Annotated in this window: 10 protein-coding genes and 2 tRNA genes; 4 read left to right on the top strand and 8 right to left on the bottom strand. The window is 71.8% G+C overall.

Annotation, left to right across the window (positions count from 1 at the left end; translation table 11 throughout):
• Positions 1-26: 26 nt before the first annotated feature.
• The 3 genes from ABZK10_RS07340 to ABZK10_RS07330 all read right to left on the bottom strand — a co-directional run bounded on the left by ABZK10_RS07340 (position 27) and on the right by ABZK10_RS07330 (position 2,900).
• On the bottom strand, positions 27-2,294 hold the full coding sequence (locus ABZK10_RS07340) for a beta-galactosidase (RefSeq protein WP_353808520.1): 2,268 nt from the start codon (positions 2,292-2,294) through the stop codon (positions 27-29).
• 426 nt (positions 2,295-2,720) lie between these two features.
• Positions 2,721-2,797, bottom strand: a tRNA-Met gene (locus ABZK10_RS07335).
• Between the two features lie 31 nt (positions 2,798-2,828).
• Positions 2,829-2,900, bottom strand: a tRNA-Thr gene (locus tag ABZK10_RS07330).
• A gap of 188 nt (positions 2,901-3,088) precedes the next feature.
• On the opposite strand from ABZK10_RS07330, the gene ABZK10_RS07325 reads away from it, so the two are divergent.
• The 3 genes from ABZK10_RS07325 to ABZK10_RS07315 all read left to right on the top strand — a co-directional run bounded on the left by ABZK10_RS07325 (position 3,089) and on the right by ABZK10_RS07315 (position 5,391).
• Positions 3,089-3,253, top strand: a complete 165-nt coding sequence (locus ABZK10_RS07325) for a hypothetical protein (RefSeq protein ID WP_353808519.1) — start codon at positions 3,089-3,091, stop codon at positions 3,251-3,253.
• Positions 3,254-3,491: 238 nt separating this feature from the next.
• On the top strand, positions 3,492-4,751 hold the full coding sequence (locus tag ABZK10_RS07320) for an HNH endonuclease signature motif containing protein (protein ID WP_353808518.1): 1,260 nt from the start codon (positions 3,492-3,494) through the stop codon (positions 4,749-4,751).
• Between the two features lie 67 nt (positions 4,752-4,818).
• Positions 4,819-5,391 (top strand): NUDIX hydrolase, encoded by a 573-nt coding sequence (locus tag ABZK10_RS07315; protein ID WP_353808517.1) that lies wholly within the window; start codon positions 4,819-4,821, stop codon positions 5,389-5,391.
• Between the two features lie 63 nt (positions 5,392-5,454).
• Here the strand turns inward: ABZK10_RS07315 and ABZK10_RS07310 are convergent, their stop codons facing one another.
• The 3 genes from ABZK10_RS07310 to ABZK10_RS07300 all read right to left on the bottom strand — a co-directional run bounded on the left by ABZK10_RS07310 (position 5,455) and on the right by ABZK10_RS07300 (position 9,395).
• Positions 5,455-6,387, bottom strand: coding sequence for a sugar ABC transporter permease (locus tag ABZK10_RS07310; protein WP_436408528.1), 933 nt, complete (start codon positions 6,385-6,387; stop codon positions 5,455-5,457).
• A 35-nt stretch (positions 6,388-6,422) separates the two neighbouring features.
• Entirely contained in the window at positions 6,423-8,063 is a 1,641-nt protein-coding gene (locus ABZK10_RS07305; protein WP_353808515.1) for an ABC transporter permease subunit, read from the bottom strand.
• A gap of 93 nt (positions 8,064-8,156) precedes the next feature.
• The gene (locus ABZK10_RS07300; RefSeq protein ID WP_353808514.1) at positions 8,157-9,395 is read right to left on the bottom strand and encodes a sugar ABC transporter substrate-binding protein; all 1,239 of its coding nucleotides are present in this window, start codon (positions 9,393-9,395) and stop codon (positions 8,157-8,159) included.
• Positions 9,396-9,663: 268 nt separating this feature from the next.
• On the opposite strand from ABZK10_RS07300, the gene ABZK10_RS07295 reads away from it, so the two are divergent.
• Positions 9,664-11,421: a glycoside hydrolase family 13 protein gene (locus ABZK10_RS07295; RefSeq protein WP_353808513.1), complete on the top strand. Its 1,758-nt coding sequence runs from the start codon at positions 9,664-9,666 to the stop codon at positions 11,419-11,421.
• 111 nt (positions 11,422-11,532) lie between these two features.
• Here ABZK10_RS07295 and ABZK10_RS07290 read toward each other — a convergent pair whose 3' ends face one another.
• Together ABZK10_RS07290 and ABZK10_RS07285 are read right to left on the bottom strand one after the other, a co-directional pair.
• The gene (locus ABZK10_RS07290) at positions 11,533-14,277 is read right to left on the bottom strand and encodes a peptidoglycan DD-metalloendopeptidase family protein (protein WP_353808512.1); all 2,745 of its coding nucleotides are present in this window, start codon (positions 14,275-14,277) and stop codon (positions 11,533-11,535) included.
• A gap of 226 nt (positions 14,278-14,503) precedes the next feature.
• Entirely contained in the window at positions 14,504-15,310 is an 807-nt protein-coding gene (locus tag ABZK10_RS07285; protein WP_353808511.1) for an inositol monophosphatase family protein, read from the bottom strand.
• Positions 15,311-15,358 lie beyond the last annotated feature (48 nt).

Raw genomic sequence — 15,358 nt, 5'->3', positions numbered from 1 at the left:
AGGGATGACGCGGACCCGTCGGATCGTCAGGCGAAGCGCTGCGTGCGTATGGGGCGCAGCGTCGCGGAACGGACCTCCAGGGTCGGTCCGCTCGAGGCCGGCCGAACGCGCGGGTCGACGTAGACGCCGACCTCGGGGGACCACGCGAAGGCCTTGAGTTCCAGCGGGTGCTCGGCCAGCTCGGACCGATACGGGGCGAGGTCGATCTCGAGCGGACGGCCGTACCAGTACTGGTCGGCGACGAGCGTGTCGCCGATGTAGGCGCGGATCACGTCGCCCGTCCAGTCGAGGCTCAGCACGGCCCGGTCCACCCGGTCGAGCGCCTCGGACGGGACGTCCACCGCGACCGCGGCGAGGCCGGCGAAGTCCTCGTCGGTCGGGGCCGAGAGCCGCCGGGACGAACCGGCGCGCCGTACCGGCGCGACAACCGGGTCCGCGAACCGCGGCACCTCCAGCTCGACGACGCCCGAGGCGGGCACTTCGTATCGCGTGAACACGCCGTCGACTACGCCGTCGGCGCCCTCCGCGAGCGCAGGGATCGTCGCGAGTGCGGTCGCCGCCTGCGGCGACTCGAGCACGAAGCCCTCCGCGTCGAACCAGCCGCTCCCGGACCACAGCACGACCGTGTCGCGCCCACCGACATCGCCGCGCCAGGCGGACTGCGCCGTAGCGGGGTCGAGGATCACGAACGTCGTGTCGCGCACCGTGACCCGGCAGTCGAGGCCCGGCGCGACCAGTGGCGTGGCCACGACGAGGTCCCCGACGAGCGAGGTCCGGGCGCCGCCGACCTCCTGCGCGTCGACGCCCTCGAACTGCAGCTCGACGGGAGCGCCGGGGCTCTCGGCGAGCAGGACGACCCGCCCGTCGGCCGCGTCGATCTCGGTGACGAGCTGCGCGGTCGCGGAGACGGCGTCGACCGCACCGAGACGCTGCCGGAGCGGCCACGCGAAGTACGTGCCCGACTCCAGGGTGAACGGCGCGCACGGAATCGTGACACTCGTCTCGTCGAAGTCGACCGTGAACTGCACGTCCTCGAGCGCCGGGAGCGCCGCGAGCGCGGGCTGGTGGTTGTTCGCGAAGAGGAACCCGCGCTCGCCGTCGCCGCGCACGGCCCAGCGCGGAGCGCCCTCGACCGGCTCGGGGATCGTCGCCGGCACCGTCGCGAGCGTGCGCCCGAAGGCGTCGAGCATCAGGTGCTGCTGGCGGAGCTTGTGGAAGTGCGTCCGTTCGGTCCCCTCGGCTCCCAGCGGAGCGAAGAAGTCGTAATCGCGTCGCGGCATGTCGTTCGGGTAGCCCGTCGCGTGCGACTCCTGGGTGCCCGACAGCTCGCCGATCACCTGGTGGCCGCCGTGGTACATGTAGTAGCCCTGCCAGGCGGAGCCGCTGCCCACCTTCGTCAGGGCGAGCGCCGCGACGTCGTCCGAGTCGACCAGCGGGCGACGGTGGTACGCGATCGCCATGCCGCCGCCGAGCTCGCAGGTCACGAACGGCCACGGGTCGTCGTCGCCGAGGCTCTCGACGGCGTCGAGGTCCGCGGGGGCGTCGCGCAGGTCGGCGCCGACGGTGAGGTCGTCGCGAACGGTGTTGTACGTGAAGTGCATCACGCCGAATGCCGGCCACCCCGTGTCGGACTCCTCCCAGAAGCCGTCGGAGTACCCCGCGTAGACGGGCAGCACGCGCCCGCGCGGAAGCTCGGCGCCGCCCCAGCCGGTGGCGGTCCAGAGGCTGGCGCGCATCCCGGTCGCCTCGGCGATGTCGCGCAGGGTCGCGAGGTGCGGCCCGTTGTCGTAGAGCTCGTTATCGACCTGCACGCCGACGATCGGGCCGGCGGGGTGCGACGCGTTGTGGAACAGGCCTCGGACCTGCTCCTCGATCGCCGAGTACCAGCGGCGGGCGAGGTCCAGGTACGCGGGGTCGTTCGACCGGTGCGCGATCGGCAGCGCCTGAAGCCAGTCGGGGAAGCCGCCGTTGCGTGCCTCGCCGTGCGCCCACGGTCCGATCCGGAGCATGACCTTGAGGCCCACGCGATCGGCGGTCTCGATGAAACGGCGCACGTCACGATGGCCGTCCCAGCGGATCCTCCCCTCGATCTCCTCGTGGAGGATCCAGATGAGGTAGGTCGCCACGACGTTGATGCCGCCGGACTTCATCTTGCGCAGTTCGGTCTCCCAGCGCTCGGGGAGATCGCGGCTGAAGTGGTATTCGCCCATGACAGGCACCCAGGGTTCCCCGTCGATCGTGACGTAGCGCGTCGTGAGCTGGATGCGCTGTCCGACGTCGTCGGCGTCGCCCATCTCCAGAGGTGCTCGGCCGACGGGACCGGGCGCGGAGATGCGCACTCGGTTCGCCGAAGGGGCGGTGGTCGCGAGCTTGGGGGCGCCGTGGGCAGGCTGTTCGCCTTCGAACTGGTGATTCACGGCATCGACGCTACGAGACCCTGCCGCCGCATCCAAGCACGATCGTATGGTCTAGATAGACGATCATGCGATTCCACTCGCCCCGACGAGAAGCACCGCCACCCGCTCCGTCGCGTCGGCTGGAAGCGGCGTGGCGGATCATCCGCAACGCATGGATATTCAGATGCTCCCAAGACTGCGCGGCGGACGCGTCGCCAGCGTCGCCGAGCCGGTCGATGTCGTGCCGGAGGTGAGGAGAGACGATCACGCTCGAGGGCAGTCTGCGTTCGGCCTGAACGGCCGCAGATCCGCGAGATTCTGCTGTGGTAGCGAGGGCGGGACTCGAACCCGCGACACCACGATTATGAGCCGTGTGCTCTAACCACCTGAGCTACCCCGCCGCGATGCATCCGCCGCCTGGCGAATGAACCGAGCCCCGAGTCAGGATTGAACTGACGACCCCTTCCTTACCATGGAAGTGCTCTACCACTGAGCTATCGGGGCGCGCTGCCGGATGTCGGCAACCAGAAGAGGATATCACCTCTCGAGGCGTGCTCCGAACCGGGGTCGGCATGGTGCGACGGATGCCCCTGAGTGCTGCCCCGAGCACGGCCACGACGCCGTCGCGGGCCGGCGGGACTGCCACCGGTCGCCACAGTCCGAATGTCGGTGGGTGCCACTTGACTGAAGGCATGAAGGAAGCGAGCGGCCCCGGGTGCGAAGGGCACCAGCCGTTCGCCGCGCGCACGGTTTCCGTGCTCGAGCTGCTGCTTGCGGAGTCGCTCAGGCGCTCACGCGCCGAGCACTACGAGCTGCCGGTGCGGCTGGTCGTCGAGTGGGCGGGCGGATGCCACTGAGCCGGCCGCTCCACACCGCGCGCCGGTCTCGGTCCAGCCCGACCTGCCGTTCCCGTGGGCGGCGCCGCACGTCGCCGGTGACGCGCCGGACTCGAACACCGACACCGGGGCCGCCACCGGTGCCGAAACCGACACTCTCGACTCCGCCACGTTCGACGCTCCGACCGCAGATCGTTCGCTCGACCGGCTCGTCGCCATCGAGGCGGAGATCGCCGCGCTGCAGGCGGAGCGTGCACAGGTGCTCGCGAACCTCGCGGTCGACGCCGAGGAGTGTGCGGACGCCACCGCCACTGCAGCGGGCCGGTCTCCGCATCCCGCACAGCGCGTGCGCGAGCTCGAGCGGCGTTCGCTCGTGGCCGAGGTCGCCTGTGCGCTGCGTCTGCCCGAGCGCACCGCCGAGTGCCTCATCGACGAGGCCGAGTCGCTCGTGTGCGACCTGCCCGCGACGCTCGAATCGCTCGGCTCCGGCACCATCTCCTACCGCCACGCGCAGCGCCTGATCGACCACGCACTGAGCCTGCCCGCCGAGACCCGTCCGGCGTTCGAGTCGGTGGCGCTCCCCCTCGCGGCCCGGCTCACGCCCGCGCGTTTCGACGCCCGCGCGCGCCGCCTGCGCGAGCGCATGCATCCCGACTCGATCGCCGAGCGCGCCTGCCGCGCGGCCGACGAGCGCACGGTGTCGCTCGAACCCGCCCGCGACGGCATGGCGTGGCTGCACGCGCTACTGCCCGCGGCGCCGGCGGCCGAGGCGTTCGCCCGCGTGCGCGCCGCGGCCGCCGGCCTCGCCCGCATCGAGGGCGAGCAGCGCACCGAGGCGCAGCTGCGCGCCGACGTGCTGAGCGACCTGCTGACCGGTCGCGCGGAGGCCCCGGAGCCCGGTGAATCCGCGCAGCCAGGCGAAGCCGCCCTCCGCGGCGACGCGGCCCGGGGCACATCTGTCGCCACCGGCACCGGCCGGTTCGCTCGCACCCGACCGACGGTGTTCGTGACCGTTCCGGTCATGACGCTGCTCGGCGCGGGCGATGAGCCGGGCGAGCTGCACGGCGCCGGACCGATCGACGCGGACACCGCACGCGAGCTCGCCGCGCGGGCGCCGAGCTTCATCCGCATCCTCACCCACCCCGAGACGGGCGCGCGCCTCTCGATCGGCCGCGACCGCTACGCGGTGCCGTCAGACCTGCGCGCCGCGCTCGTCACGCGCGACGAGACCTGCCGCTTCCCCGGGTGCGGCCGCGCCGCCGAGCAGTGCGAGGTCGACCACGTCGCCGACTGGGCGCACGGCGGGCGCACCGATGCGACGAACCTCGCGATGCTCTGCCCGAAGCACCACCACCTGAAACACGAAACCGGCTGGAGTTCCGCTCCGGGGCCGGACCCCGGCTCCATCGAGTGGCGCTCCCCCACCGGGCGCCGCCATACGAGCGATCCGCCGGAGCAGGGCGCACCCGTGCCGCAGCGGCCGGAACGATCGCGGCTCCCGAACGCACCGCAGTTCTGAGCGCTCGCGCGGTCGGCGCCCGCACAGGCGGGCCCTCGCAGACGCGGAGTCCCAGTACGCTCACGGGGTGACCGACCACGACTTCGCGCGGCTCGCCGACGACCTCGAACGCACGCTCGCAGCGTGGCATCCGCTCGACCCCGGCCAGGCCGCACTGCGCGAGCGCTACCTGGCGTTCGTCGTCGACGGCGGCGCCGACGCGGTGCGCCGCGAGGGCGGACGCGAGCACGTCACCGCGAGCGCGTTCGTGTTCTCGCCCGACCTCGCCGCCGTACTCCTCTGCTTCCACCGCAAGGGGCAGTTCTGGGTGCAGGTCGGCGGGCATGTCGAAGCCGAGGACGCCACCGTCGCGGCGGGTGCGCTCCGCGAGGCGCGCGAGGAGAGCGGCATCCACGCGCTCCAGCCCCTGCGCGAGTCACCGGTCGACCTGCACCGCCACGAGCTCAGCTCGAGGTTCGGCCACTGCACGGCGCACTGGGACGTCGGCTACGCGTTCACGACCGCAGGCGACGCCACGCCGATCGTCAGCGACGAGAGCGACGACGTGCGCTGGTGGCCCGTCGACGCCCTCCCCGCCCAGACGCCGCACGATTTCCCCGAGCGACTCGCCGGCGTGCTCGCGGAACTCGATTCCGACTGACGACGGGACGCGGCCGACCCGAGGCGATGTGCCCCCGACCCGCGCTCGAAGACGGCGCGCCCGCTACTTGACGCTGCCCGCCGTCAGCCCGCTCACGATGTACTTCTGCAGGAACAGGAACAGCGCCACGACCGGCAGCGCGGCCATCACGGCACCGGCCGAGAACGCGCTCCAGTCGGCGTAGCGCGGGTTCGACACGAGCTTCGTGAGGCCCACCGCGAGGGTCTGCTTCTCGGTGTCGATGAGCAGCACGCTCGCGACCACGAACTCGTTGACCGAGGTGATGAACGACAGCAGCGCGACCACGGCGAGGATGGGCGCGGCCAGCCGCAGGATCATCGTGAAGAAGATGCGCGCGTGCCCCGCCCCGTCGATCTTCGCGGCCTCGTCGATCGAGGCCGGCACCGTGTTGAAGAACCCGTACATGAGGTACGTGTTCACGCCCAGCGCGCCGCCGAGGTAGACCATGATCAGGCCGATGCGCGTGTTCAGGCCGATGCCGGGGAACAGGTCGCCGATCCAGCTCATCAGCAGGAAGATCGCGACCACCGCGAGCAGCTGGGGGAACATCTGGATCACCACGATCGTGATCAGCCCGAACCGGCGCCCGGTGAACCGCATGCGCGAGAAGGAATACGCCGCGAGCGCCCCCAGGAACACGGTCGACACCGCCGTGATGCTCGCGATGATGAGCGTGTTGCCGAACCAGGCCGCGTACGGCACCTGCGGGTCGGTGAGGATGCGCGCGTAGCTGTCGAGCCCGATCGCCGAGAACAGCGCATTCGAGCCGGTCAGCGTGCCCTTCGGGTTGAGCGACGCCGAGAACACGAACAGCAGCGGCAGCAGCGCGAACGCCGTGACGATGACGCCCACGACGTGCCGCCACCCGGTCGCGAAGAACCACCTGCCGAAGCGGAAGGGGCGCCGCCGCGGGATGCTCGAGGTGTCGCGCGGGCCACCGCCGGAGGCATCCGACCCGCCCGTCTGCGTCGTCATCGCCCGGGTCGCCGTGCTCGTCTGCTGCGCGCTCATCAGTTCAGCTCCTCGAGTGCCTTGGTGCGTCGGAACGCGATGATCGAGATGACCGCGACCACGATGAAGATGAGGATCGAGTACGCGCTCGCCAATCCGTAGTCACGCGTCTGCCCGGTGAACGCCACCTTGTAGACCATCGTGATGAGGATGTCGGTGTACCCGACCGGGATCGGCGCGCCGGTGTCCCGCGGCCCGCCGTTGGTCAGCATGTAGATGATGTTGAAGTTGTTGAAGTTGAAGGCGAACGACGCGATCAGCAGCGGCGCGACCGTCACCAGCAGCAGCGGCAGCTTGATGAGCCGGAAGATGCCCCACGGCCTCGCGCCGTCGACGGTCGCGGCCTCGACCACGTCGTCGGGAATGGACTGCAGCGCGCCCGTGCAGACGAGGAACATGTAGGGGAACCCGAGCCACAGGTTCACCAGCAGCACGCTCACCTTGGCCATGACCGGGTCGGTCAGCCAGGGCACGGATGCCCCGCCGAGCAGCACCTGGTTGATGAAGCCGAAGCTCTCGTTCATCATTCCGGCCCACACCAGCGCCGACAGGAACGACGGCACCGCGTACGGGAGGATCAGCACCGTGCGGTAGAACTTCCGCCCCCGCATCCGCATGTCGTTGAAGACGATCGCGAGGAACAGGCCCAGGAAGAAGGTGGATGCCACCGAGATGAGCGCGAACGCGAACGTCCACGTCGTGACGTAGGCGAGCGGGCCCGAGAGGCGGGTGTCGGTGAGGGCCCGCAGGTAGTTGTCGAAGCCGACCGTGATCTGCCAGCCCGGCAGCAGCTCCTCCCCCGCATCGGAGGTGAAGGCGCCGGTGCCGATGTCGGTGTAGACCGTGCCGGTCTCGAGGTCGGTCATGGTGCCGGCGACCTCGTCGTACTCGAGCGAGGAGGTATAGAGGTAGGCGCTGCGCCCGTCGGGGGTGCGCAGGGCGCCCTCGTTCGGGTCGTCGGAGAACGGCACCGCGAGCTCGGTGATCTCCGCGGTGCGCGCGACGATCTCCTGGAAGCTGAGGGTGGTGTATCCGTCGACGCCGACCGCGACCCCGTCCTCCAGCTGCGCACCCGAGGCCGGCTCGAGCGGGCGCTCCTCGCCGCCGATGAAGACCCCGCCGTTGGGGCCCGTGACGACGAGCGAGAGCTCGCCCAGCCGGTCGACGACCGTGACCGGGTAGGTCGGCGAGTCGGGCACGCGCTCGAGGGCCGAGCTCATGAGGGCGCCCACGGCCTGGTCCTTCGACCCGTTGTGGCCCGTGCCGTAGTTCGTGAAGCCGACGTAGCTGGTGTACACCAGCACGAAGATCTGGAAGATGACGAGGAAGATCACGCCCGGCGTGAGGTACTTCGCCGGGAGGCGCGTGCGGGAGAAGTAGACCCAGTTCACGAACACCGTGACGACGGCGACGATCGCGGCGATCAGCCACTCGGCGTTGACGGCGAGCACGAACAGCGCGTAGAGCGCGATCGCGTCGACCAGGCCGAGCGCGACGATCTTCACGAGCATCATGCCGATGCCGCCGGATGCCGCGTCGGCGATGCTCGCCGCCTGTCGCTGCCGCTTCGTGGGCTTCTTCGGCGGCGTGCCGGACGCGCGCTGTGCGCCGTCGACGCCCTCGTCGGTCGTGATGGTCATGGTGGCTGATCTCCCCGGATGCCGGTGTGGGTCTGGTGCCCGAACGGGGGCGGATGCCGCGTGGCATCCGCCCCCGGTCGGGCGGGATCGGAACTAGCCGTCGATCGCCGACTGCACGTCCTCGGCGAGCTTCGTCCAGGTCGCGGACGCGTCCTCGCCGTTGATGATGCTCGCCTCGGCGATGCCCCAGTACTGCCAGACCGAGCCCATCGCGGGGATGGCCGGCATCGGCACGGCGTCCTGGCCGACCGTCGCGAAGCCCTCGATGATCGGGTCGCTCGAGGCGGTCTCGGCGGCGGCCGACAGTGCGGGCAGGATGTTGCCGGCCTCGAACAGCGCGAGCTGCACGTCCTCCGAGCCGAGGTAGTTCACGAGGAAGTCGTTCGCCGCGACCTTGTTCTCGCTCTCCGAGGAGAGGAAGAAGCCCTTGACGCCCGCGAACGGCTGGGCCGCGTCGGAGGTCGGGCTCGGGATCGGGTCGATCGCCACGTTGATGCCGGCGTCGAGCGCGCTGCCGACGTTCCACGGGCCGGTCAGCCAGAAGGCCGACTCGCCGTCGAGGAACGACTGCTTGGCGATCTCGCCGTCGATGTCGGTGTTGAAGACACCGGTGCCGGTCTTGCCCTCGCTCGCGAGCCAGGCGGCGAACTCCTCGCCGCCGGCGTTGCCGAGCTGGAGGTCGTCGGCGTCGTAGCCGTTCTCGTCGCTGCCGAACACCGGGGCGCCGAACGCGGTCTGGAACGGGTAGAGGTGGTACGGGTTGCCCTCGGCACCCTGCTCGACGACGAAGGGCTGGTCGAGGCCGGCGTCCGTGCCGGCGGCGATCATCTCGTCGAAGCTGCCGACCGCCTCGGGGACGATGTCGGCGTTGCGCAGCACGGCGATGTTCTCGACCGCGTACGGGAGCATGTAGACGGTGCCGTCGTAGGTGGCCGCGTCGATCGCGACGGGCAGGTAGCCCGCGGCGCTGTCGCCCAGCTCGAGCGGGGCCACGACGCCGTTGGTCGAGAGCTCGCCCAGCCAGTCGTGCGCACCCATGGTGATGTCGGGGCCCTCGCCCGTCGGCACCTGCTGGATGAAGTCGTCCTTGATGGTGTTGTTGTCCTTGCCGACGAGCTCGACCGTGATGCCGGTCTCCTCGGAGTAGGCGTCTGCTGCGCCCTGCAGGGCGTCGACCCGCTCGGAGTCGACCCAGACGGTCAGCGAACCGCCCTCGGCGGCCGCGCCGCTGTCGTCGGTCTCGGTGTCGCCGCCCGCGCAGCCGGCGAGCACGAGCGTCGCGCCGATCGCGAACGCGCCACCGGCCAGGAGGCCCTTCTTGTTCACCTTCATCGGTGTCCCTTTCTCAAGGTGTCGTCTCGATCCGGCCTCGTCGCCTGGTGGTGGCGGAACCAGGGTTCCGCCGCTGTCGAGTCCACCGTGCCGAAAGGCCGTTCTTCCGTTGGAAACGCCCGCGAAATGCAAGCGCTTCCAGTTATAACCCGCGTTGCGCTCCCCAGCAAATCGTGATTCCCGCTTCGATACGCGTTCGTTACCGAAGGGAGGTGAGGGAATCTTGGAAACGCTTGCGGTCAAAGGTGCATGCCGTACAGTGGGCGCCATGATCCAGCTCACCGATGCCGCACGTTCGGCGCGCGCCGACCACGAGGCATCCGACCCGACCCCCGAGTGGTGGCGCACCGCGGTGATCTACCAGATCTACCCGCGCTCCTTCGCCGACGCGAACGGCGACGGCATCGGCGACCTGCGCGGCATCACGTCGCGCCTGCCCGAGCTCGCCGACCTCGGCATCGACGCGATCTGGCTGTCGCCGTTCTTCACGTCGCCCCAGAAGGACGCCGGCTACGACGTCGCCGACTACTGCGACGTCGACCCGATCTTCGGCACTCTCGCCGACTTCGACGCGATGCGGGCCGAGGCGCACCGCCTCGGCATCCGGCTCATCGTCGACCTCGTGCCCAACCACTCGTCCGACCAGCACGAGTGGTTCCGGGCCGCGCTCGCCGCCCCCGCCGGCAGCCCCGAGCGGGCGCGGTACATGTTCCGCGACGGCCGCGGGGCGAACGGTGCCGAGCCGCCGAACAACTGGCAGTCGGTCTTCGGCGGCCCCGCGTGGACCCGGGTCACCGAGCCCGACGGCACGCCCGGCCAGTGGTACCTCCACCTCTTCGACGCCAGCCAGCCCGACTTCGACTGGACCAACCCCGAGGTGCGCGAGGAGTTCCGGCGCATCCTGCGGTTCTGGCTCGATCGTGGCGTCGACGGGTTCCGGGTCGATGTGGCGCACGGGCTGATCAAGGCCGACGGCCTGCCCGACTACACGCCGCCCGCGGAGGGCGGCAGCATGGGCGGCGGCGACGCCGTGGCAGCCGCGACCGGTGCCGGCGAGCACGACTCGGATGACGTCGTCGCCGACCACCACGCCGGCTCCGCCCCCTACTGGGGCCAGGAGGGGGTGCACGAGGTCTACCGCGACTGGCGCCTGCTGCTCGACGAGTACCCGGGCGAGCGCATCCTCGCCGCCGAGGCCTGGGTCGACCCGCTCACGCGCATCGCGAACTGGGTGCGCCCCGACGAGATGCACCAGGCCTTCAACTTCGCCTACCTCGAGACCGGCTGGGACGCGGCAGACCTGCGCACCGTCATCGACGCCTCGCTCGCCGCGTTCGGCGGGGTCGGCGCCCCGAGCACCTGGGTGCTCTCGAACCACGACGTCGTGCGCCATGCCTCCCGGCACGCACTCGGCGCCGACAACCCCCAGGGCCACGGCATCGGGCCGAAGTCGCCCGGCCTGCCCGACCGCGAACTCGGCCTGCGCCGCGCCCGCGCCGCGACGGCCGTCATGCTCGCGCTGCCCGGCTCGGCCTACGTCTACCAGGGCGAGGAGCTCGGCCTGCCCGAGGTCATCCACCTGCCCGACGAGGCCCGTCAGGACCCGACCTGGTTCCGCACCGAGGGCGAGCGGTACGGGCGCGACGGATGCCGCGTGCCGATCCCCTGGGAGTCTCAGGCGCCGTCCTACGGCTTCGGGCCGACGGATGCCTCGTGGCTGCCCCAGCCCGACCTGTGGGCCGACTACGCGCGCGACCGCCAGGCCGGCGTCGCCGGATCGACGCTCGAGCTCTACCGTTCGGCGCTGTCGCTGCGCCGGTCGCACGGACTCGGCGCCGGGGGCGTCGGGTGGCTCGAGGCATCCGCCCCCACCGTGCTGGCCTTCCGCAACGGCGACGTCACGGTCGTGGCGAACACGGGCGACGAGCCGGTCGCGCTCCCGGCGGGCGCCGTGCTGCTCGCGTCGGGCGAGCTCGGCGGTGGCATCCTGCCCGGCGACACGACGGTCTGGCTCCGGGCGGAGTAGCCGCGGCATCCGCGACCCGAGACGACGAACGCCCGGTGGCCTGAAGGCCCCGGGCGTTTCTCGTGCCGGCGGATGCGACCGGCGCGACCGCGGAACGGCTGCGGTCGATGCTCAGTCGGTGTTGTCGTAGAGCCACTGCAGCGGATCGACCCAGTAGCCCTCGACGCCGCCGATGCGGATCTCGAAATGCAGGTGCGGACCGGTCGACAGGCCGGTCGAGCCGACGTTGCCGACGATGTCGCCCACCTTGACCGTGTCGCCGACCTGGAAGCGCATCGAGTCGTACTTCATGTGCGCGTAGACGCTCGTGACGACCTGCCCGTCGATGACGTGGTCGATCATCATGACGACGCCGAGCGAGCCGCCGCCGTTCTGGGCGACGCTCACGGTGCCGTCGGCGATCGCCTGGATCTCGGCGCCGTAGCCGGGATTGAAGTCGATGCCGTGGTGGTTCGCCGTGCAGCCCGCGCAGGTGCGGTAGCCGTAGAAGCTGCCGATGTGCACGCCCACCGGGAACGGCCACTGGATCGTGCCGAACGGGTTGTTCGTGAAGGTGTTCTCGACCCGGATGCCCGAGGCAGCCGCGTACTCGGCGATCGTCGCGACCTGGTAGTTCTCGGTGTCGACCGTGAAGTCGGTGGCGTCGCCCTCGCCGGTCATCTCCACGACCTGCGGCTCGAGTGCGGCCTCGTGCTGGATCGCGACCTGCGCCGCAGCGACCTCCTCGGCGCTGAGCAGCGAGTCGGCGGGTAGCGAGGTGGCGACCGTGATCATCGCGACGAAGCCCATCGCGACGACCGAGAGCCCCCTCGCCGTCGCCGCGCGGCGACGGGCGGCACGACGCACGTCGCGGGGCGCCTTCGCCGCGGGACGCGTGCCGGCCGCGGGTCCGCGGGTGCTGCGCGCCGCGCCTGCCCGGGCGGCCGACGCGGTCGACGACCGGCCCGCGCCACGGGTCGAGCGCGCGGTGGCCGAGGGCACGGCGACGGCCGACGCATCCGGCCCGAAGTCGAAGCCGAGCACGGATGCGACGGGCGCGTCGCCCGAGCCGGAGTCCGACGCGCCGTACCGGCGATCGGCGGGCCCCGGGGCGTCGAGGGACTCGAACGCGAAGACTGCTCCGAGCGCGTCGACCGCGTCGTCGGTCGCATCTTCGGTCGCGCCATCGTGCGCGTCGTCGGTGGCGTTCCGCGCGAAGGCGTGCTCGTCGGGGGCATCGTCGGCGTCGAAGACGTCGAGGCCGAACGGGTCGGCGATGTCGGTGCCGGCGATGTCGGTGGCAGTGACGTCGGTGCCAGTGACGTCGGTGCGCGTGACGTCGGTGCGCGTGGCGGCGGCCGGGAGCGCATCCAGCGCCGACGCACCGGCGGGCTCGCCGAAGCGCGGTGCGTCATGCGCGGGCGCGTCGAAGCGCGGGGTGTCGGAGGCGGCCACGTCGTGTGCCGACGCATCCTCATCGGCCCCGAACCCATCGGCTTCGAACCCATCGGCTCCGAACCACTGGGCGGTGAGATCGTCCGCATCGGGGGCGGCGTCGAACGACACGGTGCCGGACGCGTCGCTGCCGAACAGGTCGGTCTCGAAATCGTCAGCGCCGAAGTCGTCAGCGCCGAACTCGTTCGTGCCGGAGGCCGCGGCGCCGCGGCGGGCCGGTCGCGATCCACGCGTGTCCTCGGCGCCTGCCCCGCGGCCGCGGAGCCGCGACCAGAGTCCACCCAGGCCGCCCGTGCGCGACGGGCGCTCGGGAACCGGCGCGGCGTCGAAGACCAGGTCACCGAAGAGGGACGCGCCGGCGGCGGCAGCGGCACCCGCGGCAGCACCGGGGGCCGTGGCGGCGGGGTCGAATGCGGCGGGCGCCGATGTCTGCGGGAACGCATCGGTCGGATGCGGGGCGGCGGCCGATGGTTCGGTAGCGGGCAGTTCGGCGGCCCGCGGTTCGGCGGCCCGCGGCTCGGTGGACCGCGGCTCGGTGGACCGCGGTTCGGTGGACCGCGGTTCGGTGGCGCCCAGGCTCCACGCGGCGCCCGGCGCCTCGACGGCCGGCGCCTCGACGGCCGGCGCCTCGGACCATCGCGGCTCTGCGGCCCGCCGCTCTCGACGAGGCGACGCGGCGAACGGCTCCTCCTGTGGCGCCGGAGCTGCCTCCTCCGCCGCGCGGCGCGCACGACGACCGCCCGTCGCGGGAGCCGGGTCGGCGGCTGCTGGCGCCCCCGGCCATGCGGCGGCCGACGGGTCGAACGAGGGGGACGGGTCGAACGAGGCCGACGGGTCGAACGCGAGCGGGGCCGGCGACACGGGCCCGACGACGGGCTCCGCATCGGCGGCCGGCGGCCGGGCGTCGCGACGACGCCGCAGCGGCTGCTCGACTGCGGACGCGTCCGGCGCGGAGTCGGCCCACGTGGGGCGCTGCTCAGGCGCAGGCGCATCCTGTGCGGGCGCCGCCCACGTGGGGCGCTGCTCGGGGGCCTGCGTACCCTGCTCGGGCGCACTCCACGTGGAGCGCTGCTCAGGCACAGGCGCATCCTGCGCGGGTGCACTCCACGAGGGGCGCGGTTCCGGCGCGGGTGCCGGCGCCTGCGATGCCGGGGAGGGCTGCGTCGGGGCCGGCGCAACGGGCTCGGGGTCGCCGAGGCTCCAGCCACGTCCGGTGGCCCGGATGACCGGCGCCTCGTCGCCCGCCGCGGGTCGCGACGGATCGAGCGCGGGCGTGCCGTACCCGTACGCCGCTGCCTCGGCCGCCTCGCGCTCGAGACGCTGCTGCTCCCGGATCTCCCGACGCGTCAGCGGTCGCTCGCGCTGCGCAGCGTGGGTGGTGCCGGTCTCAGGACCGTCCGGCACGAGGGGGGACTCGGGCACGTGTGCCTTTCGGCGTCGGGTCAGGTCAATGGGGAGGTGCTCATTCTGGCCTGCGCCAAAATAACGGGTTGGTAAAGGGTAACCGGAATCGGTCGCGGATTCCATGCGTGTGGAGCGATTCCGTCCCCCTTAATGCGGACATTCGACGGAATCGGGGATCCGGAGCCAGGTCAGGTGTCGAACAGCGGCGCCGGGTCGCCGCCGGGCTCGCCCGGCGCGGTCGCGATCAGGCCTCCCAGAGCTCGTCGATCGCTCGCGCGAGGTCGTCGAACAACGACGGCGGCGCCGCGATCAGCATGTCGGCGCCGGCCGGCGCACCGCCGAGCCCGCCCATCCGAGCGCCCGCCTCGCGGGCGACGAGCCCGCCCGCTGCGTGGTCCCACGGGTTGAGGCCCGCCTCGTAGAACGCGTCCAGCCGGCCCGAGCCCACGGTCGACAGGTCCAGCGCCGCCGAGCCGATGCGCCGCAGGTCGCGGATGCGCGGCACCAACCCGGCGACGACGCGCCCCTGGCGCTCCTTCCGCTCGCGCAGGTACGAGAATCCCGTCGCGACCAGGGCGCGATCGAGCCGCACGCCGTCGTTCACGCGCAGGGGCCGGTCGCCCAGCCAGGCGCCCTCCCCCGCGGCGGCGGTGTAGACCTCCCCCGTCACCGGGTTCATGACGGCACCGGCGAGCACGTTCCAGGTCGCGGGGTCGACGTCGCCCTCGACCACGGCGACGCTCACCGCCCACGCCGGGATGTCGTAGAGGAAGTTCACCGTGCCGTCGATCGGGTCCACGACCCACGTGAGGCCGGAGCTCCCGGCGTCCGCGTCGCCCTCCTCGCCGAAGAACCCGTCGGCCGGACGGTACTCGGCGAGCGCGCTGCGGATGAACGTCTCGGTGTCGCGGTCGACCTGCGTGACGATGTCGATGGGCGACGACTTGGTCTCTGCGACGCTCACCCCGTGGCTGCGGCGGTCGACGGCGAATGCGCCCGCGCGCCGCGCCACGGTCGCGGCGATCTCGAGCAGTTCGATGTGTGAGGCCATGGAGGCAACGCTAGCGGCGGAAACGGCGAACCCCTCCGCGACGCGAGT

It is taken from the genome of Agromyces sp. SYSU T00194 (assembly GCF_040496035.1).
Taxonomy (GTDB): Bacteria; Actinomycetota; Actinomycetes; order Actinomycetales; family Microbacteriaceae; genus Agromyces; species Agromyces chitinivorans.
Note: the sequence above shows the minus strand (reverse complement) of the source record. Positions and strands in the feature narration are given on the sequence as shown.

Excerpts from the sequence above, each read along its gene's own strand:
- ABZK10_RS07340 (WP_353808520.1), bottom strand. The coding sequence starts at position 2,294 with ATGGGCGACGCCGACGACGTCGGACAGCGCATCCAGCTCACGACGCGC.
- ABZK10_RS07325 (WP_353808519.1), top strand. The coding sequence starts at position 3,089 with ATGAAGGAAGCGAGCGGCCCCGGGTGCGAAGGGCACCAGCCGTTCGCC.
- ABZK10_RS07310 (WP_436408528.1), bottom strand. The coding sequence starts at position 6,387 with ATGACGACGCAGACGGGCGGGTCGGATGCCTCCGGCGGTGGCCCGCGC.
- ABZK10_RS07305 (WP_353808515.1), bottom strand. The coding sequence starts at position 8,063 with ATGACCATCACGACCGACGAGGGCGTCGACGGCGCACAGCGCGCGTCC.
- ABZK10_RS07300 (WP_353808514.1), bottom strand. The coding sequence starts at position 9,395 with ATGAAGGTGAACAAGAAGGGCCTCCTGGCCGGTGGCGCGTTCGCGATC.
- ABZK10_RS07295 (WP_353808513.1), top strand. The coding sequence starts at position 9,664 with ATGATCCAGCTCACCGATGCCGCACGTTCGGCGCGCGCCGACCACGAG.
- ABZK10_RS07285 (WP_353808511.1), bottom strand. The coding sequence starts at position 15,310 with ATGGCCTCACACATCGAACTGCTCGAGATCGCCGCGACCGTGGCGCGG.